We start from the raw sequence: 12,121 nt of genomic DNA on the forward strand, positions 1-12,121 counted from the left end.
TGCGTTAAGTTGAGGCAAGCTCATGATATTTCGTTAATAATTGAAATTTCGTCAAAGTTTCTAGGCCTTTGGAGGGGTTCGCCGGGGGCTGGCGACGTGCCGTTTCGACACGTGGCCCATGGCTATCGAGCGGATTTCTTAACGGAAGACGAGGCGAAATTTTTCTGATGAAGATATCGATGATTGTCGAAGCCGTGTCAGAATGTGACAAAATCAAGGCAGAATTGGTGGCGGTATAGCGTCTGGAAAAGATACAGGGCGACGAGTTCATGGCCAGAATCACTTGATGACGTCCGATCGCGCGAATCACTCCACAGCTGGAAACAGCTGGAAATGGGATCGTGGACGTGCTTTCGCGGGGGAGGAATTTGGCGCGTAAGGGGCGCCCGGAGGTCGATCGAGGATCGTCGCGGCGCGCCTGGACGCGTGGCGACGATGCAAAGGATTGCGCCGCCTGCCGATCTTCAGCGATTCCCGCGGGTGATCACGCTGGTTCGAGGACGCGTTTCCTGCCGCCCCAGGAGATGAAGTTCGGGTTGGCGAAGTCGAAATCGGCCGCCGTTCCCGTCTTGCCGTAGGTCAGCGGCGTTCCGTCCAGCGTCACCGTCGAACCGCCGGCGGCACGCAGCACGGCATCGCCGGCCGCAGTGTCCCATTCCATCGTTCGGGTGAAGCGCGGATAGACGTCGGCCTTGCCTTCGGCCAGCAGGCAGAATTTCAGCGAGGAGCCAATATTGGTGCATTTGAAGATCGCGTGGTCGGCGAGGAAGCTTCCGGTCTCCGGGCTGTTGTGGCGAAGGCTTGCAAGCGCCAGCCTGTCGTCCGGCTGTTCGCGCACCGTGATTGGGCTGCGTTCGCCAACCGTGAAATCGTCCATGACGACGAGCCTTTCGGCGTGGCCGCGTTCTCCCGAGAAGGCAAGTCCCAGCGCCGGCGCATAGACGATGCCGGCCACCGGGGCGCCGTTCTCGATATAGGCGATGTTGACGGTGAATTCCTGTCGTCCGTCGACGAATTCACGGGTGCCGTCGAGAGGGTCGACGAGGAAGAAGCCTCGGCCGGCGATGTCGGGCACCTTGCCGGCGGCGACCGATTCTTCCGCCACCACTGGTATTTCGGGATAATCTCTGGCGAGATGAGCGAGGATGATGCGTTCGGCCTCCTCGTCGGCGACCGTGACCGGACTTGCATCCGCCTTCATGGCGACGGGAAAGCCTTCGCGCAAGACCGTGATGATGGCCTTGCCGGCTTCGAGCGCCGCCTTTTCAAATGTCCTCAGCATTGTCCTTTTGCCGTTCGCCACGCGGGCCGAGCACCCCGCTGTCGCTCGTCCGCAAACCATCCCTGTCACAATCAGATAAGCAAGCTTATATGGTGTTCCCCGTCGTGCTCCGCATCCCTCAATACGCAGCCCGATGATGCTACCATAAGTTTTTAGCCTTGTCAGACGAAGATGCGGCATTGCTGGTGAAATGGCATTCGTCAAAGCGGCTGCCTTGGGGTCGGAATTTGCTCCATCTTCCAATTCTGTGGAATAGCTTACGCAGCAAGCGGCGCAGGAAATCGACGGCGATATCTCCGGGTGGTTAACCCAGTATCCGTTTCTGGCTAAAAATAGCTCCTGCTCTGCTGTTTTTCTGTGGATTTTGGTTCAAAATGCGCCAGTTAACCCTGTTTCCGCAAGAATCTGTCGGAGTAAATCCTTTTTGTCTTCACATTTTCGACGAAACCGCTATGCATTCGGCCTATGAGGTTCCCTGAAACGGGGAACCAAAGAACCAAAAAGAGATGCAGCATGTTTCGCTCGCATCCAGGGGAAAACGACATATGGAGTATTTCGTCCAGCAGCTCTTAAACGGGCTGACGCTCGGATCCATCTATGGCCTCGTGGCTATTGGTTATACGATGGTTTACGGCATTATCGGCATGATCAATTTCGCCCATGGCGACATTTTCATGCTCGGTGGTTTCGCCGCTCTTATCGTCTTCCTCGTCCTCACATCCATCTTCGCAGGTCTCCCGGTGGCCGTTCTGCTGCTGGTGATGCTTGTCGTTGCGATGTTGATGACGAGTTTGTGGAATTGGACGATCGAGCGCGTCGCATACCGACCCCTGCGCGGTTCCTTCCGCCTGGCGCCGCTGATTACCGCGATCGGCATGTCGATCACGCTGTCCAATTTCATCCAGGTGACGCAGGGTCCACGCAACAAGCCGATCCCGCCGATGGTGAGCTCGGTCTACCAGTTCGGCAACATCTCGGTGTCGCTGAAGCAGATCATCATCATCTTGATCACGGTCGTGCTGCTCTCGGTCTTCTGGTACATCGTCAATCGTACGGCACTCGGCCGTGCCCAGCGCGCCACCGAGCAGGATCGCAAGATGGCAGCGCTGCTCGGCGTCAACGTCGACCAGACGATCTCGATCACTTTCGTTATGGGTGCGGCGCTCGCGGCCGTGGCCGGTACGATGTACCTGATGTATTATGGCGTCGCCTCGTTTAACGACGGCTTCACGCCCGGTGTGAAAGCCTTCACGGCAGCCGTTCTCGGCGGTATCGGTTCGTTGCCCGGCGCTGTCTTCGGCGGCCTCCTTATCGGCCTTATCGAGTCGCTGTGGTCGGCATACTTCACCATCGCCTACAAGGACGTCGCGACCTTTGCGATCCTGGCTTTCGTGTTGATCTTCAAGCCGACCGGCATCCTCGGGCGGCCGGAAGTCGAGAAGGTATAACGTCATGGCAAACATCGAAAATTCTGCAGGCAAGCCCGATGCCGGACTTGTCCGCAAAGGCCTTACCGAAGCTCTTTTCGCCGCCGTCCTTTCGTTCGGCATGTTCGTCCTCTATGTCGGCCTCAAGACCGACCAGAACATCAGCAACGAGTTGATCATCGTCCAGCGCTGGGGCCTGCTTGCGATCTTCGTCGCGGTCGCTGCCATCGGCCGCTTCGCCATGGTCGTTTTCATCAGGCCGAATATCGACCGCCGCAAGCTCAGCAAGGCGCGCGGGGGCGAACTCGACATCTCGACAGAGAAGAGCTTCTTCCACCGGCATTTCCTGAAGATCGCGCTGATCGCGCTGCTGCTGTATCCCATGGTAGTGGTGGCGATCAAAGGCCCTCAGGGCTCGCTGACATATGTCGACAATTTCGGCATCCAGATCCTGATCTATGTGATGCTCGCCTGGGGGCTGAACATCGTCGTCGGCCTCGCCGGCCTGCTCGACCTCGGCTATGTCGCCTTCTATGCCGTCGGCGCCTACTCCTACGCACTGCTTTCGAGCTATTTCGGCTTGTCCTTCTGGGTGCTGCTGCCGCTTTCGGGCATCCTCGCGGCACTCTGGGGCGTCATTCTCGGCTTCCCGGTGCTGCGCCTGCGCGGCGATTACCTTGCCATCGTGACGCTCGCCTTCGGTGAAATCATTCGTCTCGTCCTCATCAACTGGACTGAAGTGACGAAGGGCACCTTCGGTATATCGAGCATCCCGAAGGCAACACTGTTCGGCATTCCCTTCGATGCGACGGCCGGCGGTTTTGCCAAGCTCTTTCACCTGCCGATATCCTCTGCCTATTACAAGATCTTCCTGTTTTATTTGATCCTGGCGCTCTGCATGCTGACGGCCTATGTCACCATCCGGCTGCGCCGCATGCCGATTGGACGCGCATGGGAAGCTTTGCGCGAAGATGAAATCGCCTGCCGTTCGCTCGGCATTAACACGGTGACGACCAAGCTCACTGCCTTTGCGACGGGCGCGATGTTTGCCGGTTTCGCCGGCTCGTTCTTCGCCGCCCGCCAGGGCTTCGTCTCGCCGGAATCCTTCGTCTTCCTGGAATCGGCCGTCATTCTCGCCATCGTCGTTCTTGGCGGCATGGGGTCGTTGACTGGCATCGCGATCGCCGCCATCGTCATGGTCGGTGGCACCGAATTGCTGCGCGAGATGAGCTTCCTAAAACTCATCTTCGGACCAGATTTTACGCCGGAACTCTACCGCATGTTGATCTTCGGCCTCGCCATGGTCGTCGTCATGCTGTTTAAGCCGCGCGGCTTCGTCGGCTCGCGTGAGCCGACAGCCTTCCTCAAGGAGCGCAGGGCGATATCCGGAAGCTTCATCAAGGAGGGCCACGGTTGATGAGCCCCGTAACGAATACGATGTCTGATGACACTCTTCTCAAGGTCGAACACCTGTCGATGAAGTTCGGCGGGCTGATGGCCATCAACGACTTCTCCTTCGAAGCCAAGCGCGGCGATATCACCGCGCTGATTGGGCCGAACGGAGCCGGCAAGACCACCGTTTTCAACTGCATCACCGGCTTCTACAAGCCGACGATGGGGATGATCACGTTCAACCAGAAGAGCGGCAAGCAATATCTGCTGGAGCGCCTGCCGGACTTTCGCATCACCAGGGAAGCCAAGGTGGCGCGTACCTTCCAGAACATCCGGCTGTTCTCCGGCCTGACCGTTCTTGAAAACCTGCTGGTCGCCCAGCACAACAAGCTGATGAAGGCATCGGGTTATACGATCCTCGGCCTTATCGGTGTCGGCCCCTATAAGCGGGAAGCGGCCGGGGCGATCGAGCTTGCCCGTTTCTGGCTTGAGAAGGCCGACCTGATCGACCGCGCCGACGACCCCGCCGGCGATCTGCCCTACGGCGCCCAGCGGCGTCTCGAAATCGCCCGTGCCATGTGCACCGGCCCGGAACTGCTTTGCCTGGATGAACCGGCCGCCGGCCTCAACCCACGGGAATCGGCAACGCTCAACGCGCTGCTGAAGAGCATTCGCGCCGAAACCGGAACGTCGATCCTGCTGATCGAGCACGACATGTCAGTGGTCATGGAAATCTCCGACCACGTCGTCGTCCTCGAATATGGTCAGAAGATTTCCGATGGCACACCGGATCACGTGAAGAACGATCCGCGGGTCATCGCAGCCTATCTCGGTGTCGAGGATGAAGAAGTGGAAGAGGTGATCGCAGCCGTCGAGCAGCTCGAAGGAGGCGCAAACTGATGGGCGATGAAGTAATGACGGGTCAACCGCTCCTTCAGGTGAATGGCGTCGAAACCTATTACGGCAATATCCGCGCGCTGGCCGGCATCGATGTCCACGTCAACAAGGGTGAGATCGTCAGCCTGATCGGCGCCAACGGCGCCGGCAAGTCGACACTGATGATGACGATCTGCGGCAGCCCGCAGGCCCGCACCGGTTCGGTGGTCTTCGAGGGCCGCGACATCACCCGCATGCCGACGCATGAGATCGCCCGCCTGCGCATCGCGCAGTCGCCGGAAGGCCGCCGCATCTTCCCGCGCATGACGGTTCAGGAAAATCTCCAGATGGGCGCCGGCCTCGACAATCTGAAACACTTCGCCGAAGACGTCGAGAAGATCTTCACGCTTTTCCCGCGTCTCAAGGAACGTCACGCCCAGCGTGGCGGAACACTTTCGGGTGGCGAGCAGCAGATGCTGTCGATCGGCCGCGCGCTGATGGCGCGCCCGAAGCTGTTGCTTCTCGACGAACCTTCGCTCGGTCTTGCGCCGCTGATCGTCAAGGGCATCTTCGAGGCGATCAAGAAGCTCAACGAGGCGGAGGGGCTGACCGTTTTCCTCGTCGAGCAGAACGCGTTCGCCGCCCTCAGGCTTTCTCACCGCGCCTACGTGATGGTGAACGGCAAGGTGACGATGAGCGGCTCCGGCAAGGAGCTTCTTGCCAATCCCGAGGTCCGCGCCGCCTATCTCGAAGGCGGAAGACACTAGGTCGAAAGGAGAGTTTGACATGCAGGGACTTTTCTTCGAATCGGATGCCGGCCCCCTTGTGGCGATCCGTGTCATCGTCTTGCTCTTAGGCTTCTGGACGGCTTGGCGCGCCGGCAAAGCGGTTGCCGAAGGCTGGAGCGACTATCCGCTGGTCATCGTCTATACATTTCTGCTCGCCTGGGCGATGCAGTTCCTGCATCATGCGCTGTTCAATGGGCCGATGCTCAACGCCTTCTACTACGTCCTCGACTTCGTGACGCTGCTGGTGTTCTCGACGGCCGGCTTCCGCTACCGCCGCACCAACCAGATGGTTAACAACTATTACTGGCTGTACGAAAAGACTTCCGCGTTTTCGTGGAAGGACAAACATTGACAGTCCGTTGAAACTAGGCATGAATTGCCTTCCGAGTGGAACAGCTTTCCTGGCGCAGTCAATGGTGGGTAGTGCGCTGGGCCTTGGACCGGAACCCGCCCAAAAATTGGGAGTAATAATATGAAGAAGTCTCTTCTGTCGGCGGTGGCTCTGACGGCGATGGTCGCCTTCAGCGGCAACGCGTGGGCCGACGTTCTTATCGCCGTCGCTGGTCCGCTGACTGGTCCGAACGCCGCGTTCGGCGCTCAGCTCCAGAAGGGTGCCGAACAGGCAGCCGCCGACATCAACGCGGCTGGCGGCATCAACGGCGAGCAGATCAAGATCGAGCTCGGCGACGACGTCTCCGACCCGAAGCAGGGCATTTCGGTCGCCAACAAGTTCGCTGCTGACGGCGTCAAGTTCGTCATCGGCCACTTCAACTCGGGCGTTTCGATCCCGGCTTCGGAAGTCTATGCCGAAAACGGCATCCTCGAAATCACCCCGGCCGCGACGAACCCGACCTTCACGGAACGGGGCCTCTGGAACACGTTCCGCACCTGCGGCCGTGACGATCAGCAGGGTGCCATCGCCGGCAAATATCTTGCCGATCACTTCAAGGACGCCAAGATCGCTGTCGTTCACGACAAGACCCCCTACGGTCAGGGCCTTGCCGACGAAACCAAGAAGGCTATGAATGCCGCTGGCGTCACGGAAGTCATATACGAAGGCATCAACGTCGGCGACAAGGACTTCTCGGCCCTCATCGCTAAGATGAAGGAAGCCGGCGTCTCGATCATCTATTGGGGTGGTCTGCACACCGAAGCCGGTCTCATCATCCGCCAGGCGGCCGACCAGGGCCTGAAGGCGACGCTGGTTTCGGGCGACGGTATCGTTTCGAACGAACTGGCCTCGATCGCTGGCGACGCCGTCGCCGGCACGCTGAACACCTTCGGCCCCGATCCGACGGCGAACCCTGCAAACAAGGAACTCGTCGAAAAGTTCAAGGCCGCTGGTTTCAATCCTGAAGCCTACACGCTCTATTCCTACGCTGCGATGCAGACGATCGCCGGTGCCGCCAAGGCTGCCGGTTCGCTGGATCCTGAGGCCGTTGCCAAGGCCATGAAGGAAAAGGGCCCGTTCCCGACCGTTCTCGGCGACATTTCGTTCGACGAAAAGGGCGACCCGAAGATTCCTGGCTACATCATGTACGAATGGAAGAAGGGTCCGGACGGCAAGTACAGCTACTTCCCGCAGGGCATGTAAGCCTCGCTTCCCTTTATGGGACATGATTATCGAAGCCCGGTTCCGACCGGGCTTCTTTCTTTTTGCGGCTGTTTCAATTCCGGCCTGGCTACAGTGCCGCAATCGCTCATCGATCGATCCCACGAAGACGGCGTTATGGCGCCCGGCAGCTCGCTTCGCTGGAGGGGTTGCCGACGGCGAAAAACGGTACGATCCGGGGGTGGGCTTGGCGTTTACGAGGCAGAACCTGATGTGCCGGAGGCGCTTCGGCGGATGGAGACCGTCATGGTCCCACGGCATCTCGGCAGCGCCACGGAACTAGAGCGGTTCAGCTTTTCATGGAAACGCAGAACCACTCTAACTTTTGTTTTTACGCAATTCCGGACGGAAAACCGCTTCGCACTTTTCCTGGAATTGCTCTAGCCTCCATCACCCTCTTACATCTCGTACAGCACGTGCGTGGCTTTCACAGCGGCCGAGGCGCGGTTCTCGACGCCGAGCTTCACGTAAATCTGTTCGAGGTGTTTGTTCACCGTCCGCGCCGACAGTCCCAATATTTCGCCGATGTCGCGGTTGGCCTTGCCCTTGGCGATCCAGAGCAGCACTTCGGATTCGCGCTGGGTGAGCGAGAAGCGCTGGCGCAGCACCTCGTCGTCGCTGCGCTGACTGGCGGCGGTGAGGCGGAACAGATATTCGTCAGGGCCGATTGCGCCGAGGAAGGCGAGCTGCAACGCTGCCTGGCCGGCATGGGCGATCGAGATGATGCCGTCGCGCACTGCGGCGACGCGGTCGCGCATCCAGCCGGCGATATGGCGGACGACGATTTCCATGCCGTCGTCGCTGCCCATGGCGGCATTGACCAGCCGTGTCGCTTGCGGCGTTGACCAGTGGATGGCGCCGTCGCCCTTGACTGCCAGCAGATGGCGGCCGGCTGCGTCCAGGGCGATGCGGGCGCTTTGGGCCGAGCGAGCGTTGCGCAGATGGACGCGGATGCGGGCGCGCAGTTCATCGATGTTGATCGGCTTGCTGAGATAATCGACGCCGCCGGATTCCAGCGCGTGCACGACATGCTCGGTCTCGGTCAGGCCGGTCATAAAGACGACAGGCACCTGCGCCACCGCGGCATTCGCCTTCAGCCGGCGGCAGGTCTCGAAGCCATCCATACCCGGCATCACCGCGTCGAGCAGGATGAGATCGGGCGTGATGCGCTCGACGATACCAAGTGCCGCCGTGCCCGATGTGGCGATCAGCACGGAGAAGCCGGATTGTTCGAGCGCGTCTGTCATGAAGCCGAGTGCTTCGGCCGAGTCGTCGACGAGCAGAACGATGTCGCGGGGGAGGGCCGGCTCAGCCAATGGATTCCACCTTTTCGTCGAAGTCGTGCAGGAAGGCCATGAAGCCGGCGAGGTCGAAGGCGGCGACATAGGCGCGAAGTTCCTCCGTGAATGGCTGATTTGCCTCCACCTTGGCAAGGTCCGAAAGCTTGGCCTCGATGCCTCTGATATAGCCGATCTCGCCGAGCCGCAGCAATTCCTGCACATGGGCAGCACCTGGGCTCAGCATCGGCGCTTCGATCTTGACAGGAACGGCTGGCGCGGCATCGGCATAGATCCATGTCAGGCCAAGATGCAGGGCGAGCTTGTCGCGCAGCTGGCGGATGTCGACCGGTTTGCCGATCGCATCATTGTGGCTGTCGTCGCTGTCGCTGAGAACGGCCGCGTCACCGATATTGGCCGAGAGCATCAGCACTGGCGCCGTCTGGCCGGCCTCGCGCAGACGCGAGACGAGCTGCCAGCCGTTCATGCCGGGCATCAGAATATCGACGAGGAAAAGGTCCGGCATGATGCCCTCGATCAGCGTCAGGCATTCGCCGCCGCCTGCCGCCGTCAGCACAATGAAATCGAGCGGCGCCAGGATCTCGCGCATCATCTCGCGGTGGTCCTCGTTATCGTCGACGACGACGACCGTGCGGCGCGGGCCGTCATAACCGACAACGCGCTTCTCCTGCGGCGCGGCGGCCACGGCACGCATGACGGCGGACAGCATCAGCCGGACGCGGAAGGTTGAGCCTTCGTCCTTTATGCTCGAAACCGAAATCTCGCCTCCAAGCGTATTGGCCAAAAGCCGAGTGATGGTGAGGCCGAGGCCGAGCCCCGGCATCGGCCGCACGCTTTCGGCCTCACCGCGCTGGAAGGGTTCGTAGATACGGGGCAGGTCTTTCTCCGTGATGCCTCGACCGGTATCGGCAACGGTGAAGGTCGCGACCTGGCTACGATAGCCGACATCGAAGGTGACGCTGCCCTCGTCAGTGAACTTGATGGCATTGGAGAGCAGGTTGACGAGGATCTGGCGCAGGCGCTTTTCGTCGGTGCGGACGAATTGCGGCAAGGCCGGCGCGCGCTCATGGATGAAGGCAAGCCCCTTTGCCTGCGCCTGCGGGCGGAACATATCGACGATCTGGTCGAGGAAATCCTGGATGTTGATCTCGTTGGAATAGACCTGCAGGCGGCCGGCTTCGATCTTGGAGATATCGAGCAGGCCGTCGATCAGCCCGGAGAGGTGTTCGGCGCTGCGGCGGATGACCTTGATCGAGGATTGGCGCGGTGCTGGGATGGTCTCGTCGCGTTCGAGGATCTGGGCGTAACCGAGCACGGCGTTCAGCGGCGTGCGCAATTCATGGCTGAGCCCAACGACATAGCGGCTCTTGGCGCGGTTGGCGGCCTCGGCGGTTTCCTTGGCGTTCTGCAAGGCGGCGTCGGTCTTCTTGTGGGCGGCGATTTCCTTCAGCAGCAGCGTGTTCTGGCGTGAGGATTCCTCCTCGGCAACCACGCGGCTGTCATGGGCGAGCACATAGAACCAGCAGACGACGCCTGAGATCACCGAGAAGACGAAGAAGACGATGAGGATGGTGCGGTTGACGACCTCACCCGTCTCGGGCGAGGCGGAGGCGACCTGATGGGCGATCATCGCCAGAATTGCGCCGATGGCGGTCAATGCCAGCACGACGGCGATGCCGTAGCGGCCAAGGCGCGTCGTCAGCTTCCCCAGAATGGCGTCCGGCAGCAGCGCCTTGGCGACGGTGCCGACCTGCGCGTTGAAACGGGCAGCCGGCTTGCACATGTCGTGGCAGCGGCTGTCGAGCGAGCAGCAGAGCGAGCAGATCGGTGCGGCATAGGCCGGGCACCAGGCCATGTCCTCCGGCTCGAAGGGATGTTCGCAGACCGAGCAGGTGATGTTCGTCAGGTTCTTCCAGCTCTGGCGCGGCTTGCGGGCGAGATAGAACTTGCCCTTCGTCGCCCAGGCGATGACAGGCGAGGCGACCACTGCGATGACGAGGGTAATATAGGGCGCGAGCGAGGCGGCGATCTCGCCGAAGGCGCCGAAATGGGCAATCAGTGACACCGTCGCCGACAGCGTCATGGCGCCAAGGCCGACCGGGTTGATGTCGTAGAGGTGGGCGCGCTTGAACTCGATGCCGGGAGGAGCCAGCCCCAACGGCTTGTTGATGAAGAGATCGGCGGAGATCGTGCAGAGCCAGGCCATGGCGATGATCGAGAAGATGCCGAGCGTCTCCTCCAGCAGCCGGTAGATGCCGAGTTCCATCAAAAGCAGGGCGATTGCAACGTTGAAGACCAGCCAGATGACGCGGCCGGGATGGCTGTGGGTCAGCCGCGAGAAGAAGTTCGACCAGGCGAGCGAGCCGGCATAGGCGTTCATCACATTGATCTTCAGCTGCGAGACGACGACGAAGGCGGCCATCAACAGCAGTGCGGCATTATGCCAGGGGACCATGTAGCCGAAGGCGGTCAGGTACATTTGCGCCGGGTCGGCGGCGCGATCGAGGGGGACGCCTGAGGTGAAGGTCAGCACGACCAGGAAGGAGCCGGCAAGCAGCTTCGGCGCGCCGATGATGACCCAGCCGGGCCCGGCGAGAAAGATCGCCAGGCGATGGCGCCACTTGCGCTGCGGGTCCGGCGGCAGGAAGCGCAGGAAGTCGGCCTGTTCACCGATCTGCGACATCAGCGCCAGGATGACGGCAGAAGCAGCGCCGAACTCCACCAGATCGAATTCGGCGACTGTGCCGGGCGGGCCGGAGGCATGGCGGATGCCGGCAAAGGCACGCCAAAGATCGAATTTTTCCCAATCCAGCAAGGCGATGAAGATGAAGGGAAGGATATTCAGCACGATCCAGAAGGGCTGGGTCATTAGCTGGAACTTGCTGATCAGCCGCACGCCGTGCGTCACCAGGGGGATGACCATGACGGCGCTGATGATGTAGCCGATCCAGAGCGGGATGCCGAGGGTGAGCTCCAGCGCCCCGGACATGATCGATGCCTCGATCGCAAACAGCATGAAGGTGAAGCTCGCATAGATCAGCGAAGTGATGGTCGAGCCGATATAGCCGAAGCCCGCGCCACGCGTCAGAAGATCGATGTCGACGCCGTGGCGGATGGCGTAGCGGCTGATCGGCAGGCCGATCGCCAGCATGGCGATCGAGGCGACGACAATGGCGTAAAAGGCGTTGGTGGTGCCGTAGGAGAGGGTGATCGCGCCGCCGATCGCCTCCAGCGCCAGGAAGGAGATCGCGCCGATCGCGGTCTGCGAGATGCGCTGCGAGGAGAAATGGCGGGCGCTCTTGGCAGTGAAGCGCAGCGCGTAATCTTCCAGCGTCTGGTTGGCGACCCAGCGATTATATTCGCGTCTCACCGGAATGATGCGTTGGCGCGCTGCCATGTCTTCCTTTCCGACATTCCGGTTGGGCTCATCGTCTCTCCGGCAGTTT

9 protein-coding genes are annotated in these 12,121 nt (G+C 60.6%); 6 read left to right on the forward strand and 3 right to left on the reverse strand.

Annotated features, from left to right (window positions below; all coding sequences use genetic code 11):
- Window positions 1-484: 484 nt before the first annotated feature.
- Window positions 485-1,282, reverse strand: a complete 798-nt coding sequence (gene cysQ / locus G9X68_RS29355; RefSeq protein ID WP_171605379.1) for a 3'(2'),5'-bisphosphate nucleotidase CysQ — start codon at window positions 1,280-1,282, stop codon at window positions 485-487.
- Window positions 1,283-1,827: 545 nt separating this feature from the next.
- Between cysQ and G9X68_RS29360 the strand changes: the two genes are divergently transcribed.
- The 6 genes from G9X68_RS29360 to G9X68_RS29385 all read left to right on the forward strand — a co-directional run bounded on the left by G9X68_RS29360 (window position 1,828) and on the right by G9X68_RS29385 (window position 7,359).
- On the forward strand, window positions 1,828-2,730 hold the full coding sequence (locus G9X68_RS29360) for a branched-chain amino acid ABC transporter permease (protein ID WP_171605380.1): 903 nt from the start codon (window positions 1,828-1,830) through the stop codon (window positions 2,728-2,730).
- A gap of 4 nt (window positions 2,731-2,734) precedes the next feature.
- A complete protein-coding gene (gene livM, locus G9X68_RS29365) occupies window positions 2,735-4,126 on the forward strand; it encodes a high-affinity branched-chain amino acid ABC transporter permease LivM (protein WP_171605381.1) in 1,392 nt (463 codons plus the stop codon).
- Window positions 4,126-5,001 carry an ABC transporter ATP-binding protein gene (locus tag G9X68_RS29370; RefSeq protein ID WP_018446887.1) on the forward strand — a complete coding sequence of 292 codons (876 nt, stop codon included), beginning with the start codon at window positions 4,126-4,128 and terminating at the stop codon, window positions 4,999-5,001. Before livM ends, G9X68_RS29370 begins: the two co-directional genes overlap by 1 nt.
- Window positions 5,001-5,744 carry an ABC transporter ATP-binding protein gene (locus G9X68_RS29375; RefSeq protein ID WP_171605382.1) on the forward strand — a complete coding sequence of 248 codons (744 nt, stop codon included), beginning with the start codon at window positions 5,001-5,003 and terminating at the stop codon, window positions 5,742-5,744. The genes G9X68_RS29370 and G9X68_RS29375 overlap by 1 nt, the downstream gene beginning before the upstream one ends.
- Before the next feature lie 19 nt (window positions 5,745-5,763).
- On the forward strand, window positions 5,764-6,117 hold the full coding sequence (locus tag G9X68_RS29380; protein WP_171605383.1) for a DUF6867 family protein: 354 nt from the start codon (window positions 5,764-5,766) through the stop codon (window positions 6,115-6,117).
- Window positions 6,118-6,237: 120 nt separating this feature from the next.
- On the forward strand, window positions 6,238-7,359 hold the full coding sequence (locus tag G9X68_RS29385) for a branched-chain amino acid ABC transporter substrate-binding protein (protein WP_003542332.1): 1,122 nt from the start codon (window positions 6,238-6,240) through the stop codon (window positions 7,357-7,359).
- A 416-nt stretch (window positions 7,360-7,775) separates the two neighbouring features.
- On the opposite strand, the gene G9X68_RS29390 is transcribed toward G9X68_RS29385, so the two are convergent.
- Both G9X68_RS29390 and G9X68_RS29395 read right to left on the reverse strand, forming a co-directional pair.
- A complete protein-coding gene (locus tag G9X68_RS29390) occupies window positions 7,776-8,693 on the reverse strand; it encodes a response regulator transcription factor (RefSeq protein WP_017961753.1) in 918 nt (305 codons plus the stop codon).
- Window positions 8,686-12,072: a hybrid sensor histidine kinase/response regulator gene (locus G9X68_RS29395; RefSeq protein ID WP_171605384.1), complete on the reverse strand. Its 3,387-nt coding sequence runs from the start codon at window positions 12,070-12,072 to the stop codon at window positions 8,686-8,688. The genes G9X68_RS29390 and G9X68_RS29395 overlap by 8 nt, the downstream gene beginning before the upstream one ends.
- Window positions 12,073-12,121: the final 49 nt, after the last annotated feature.

The organism is Rhizobium changzhiense, assembly GCF_013087625.1.
Classification (GTDB): domain Bacteria; phylum Pseudomonadota; class Alphaproteobacteria; order Rhizobiales; family Rhizobiaceae; genus Rhizobium; species Rhizobium sophorae.

What these genes read in the sequence shown, in the direction of transcription:
- cysQ (WP_171605379.1), bottom strand. Translation starts at nt 1,282, where the DNA reads ATGCTGAGGACATTTGAAAAGGCGGCGCTCGAAGCCGGCAAGGCCATC.
- G9X68_RS29360 (WP_171605380.1), top strand. Translation starts at nt 1,828, where the DNA reads ATGGAGTATTTCGTCCAGCAGCTCTTAAACGGGCTGACGCTCGGATCC.
- livM (WP_171605381.1), top strand. Translation starts at nt 2,735, where the DNA reads ATGGCAAACATCGAAAATTCTGCAGGCAAGCCCGATGCCGGACTTGTC.
- G9X68_RS29370 (WP_018446887.1), top strand. Translation starts at nt 4,126, where the DNA reads ATGAGCCCCGTAACGAATACGATGTCTGATGACACTCTTCTCAAGGTC.
- G9X68_RS29375 (WP_171605382.1), top strand. Translation starts at nt 5,001, where the DNA reads ATGGGCGATGAAGTAATGACGGGTCAACCGCTCCTTCAGGTGAATGGC.
- G9X68_RS29380 (WP_171605383.1), top strand. Translation starts at nt 5,764, where the DNA reads ATGCAGGGACTTTTCTTCGAATCGGATGCCGGCCCCCTTGTGGCGATC.
- G9X68_RS29385 (WP_003542332.1), top strand. Translation starts at nt 6,238, where the DNA reads ATGAAGAAGTCTCTTCTGTCGGCGGTGGCTCTGACGGCGATGGTCGCC.
- G9X68_RS29395 (WP_171605384.1), bottom strand. Translation starts at nt 12,072, where the DNA reads ATGGCAGCGCGCCAACGCATCATTCCGGTGAGACGCGAATATAATCGC.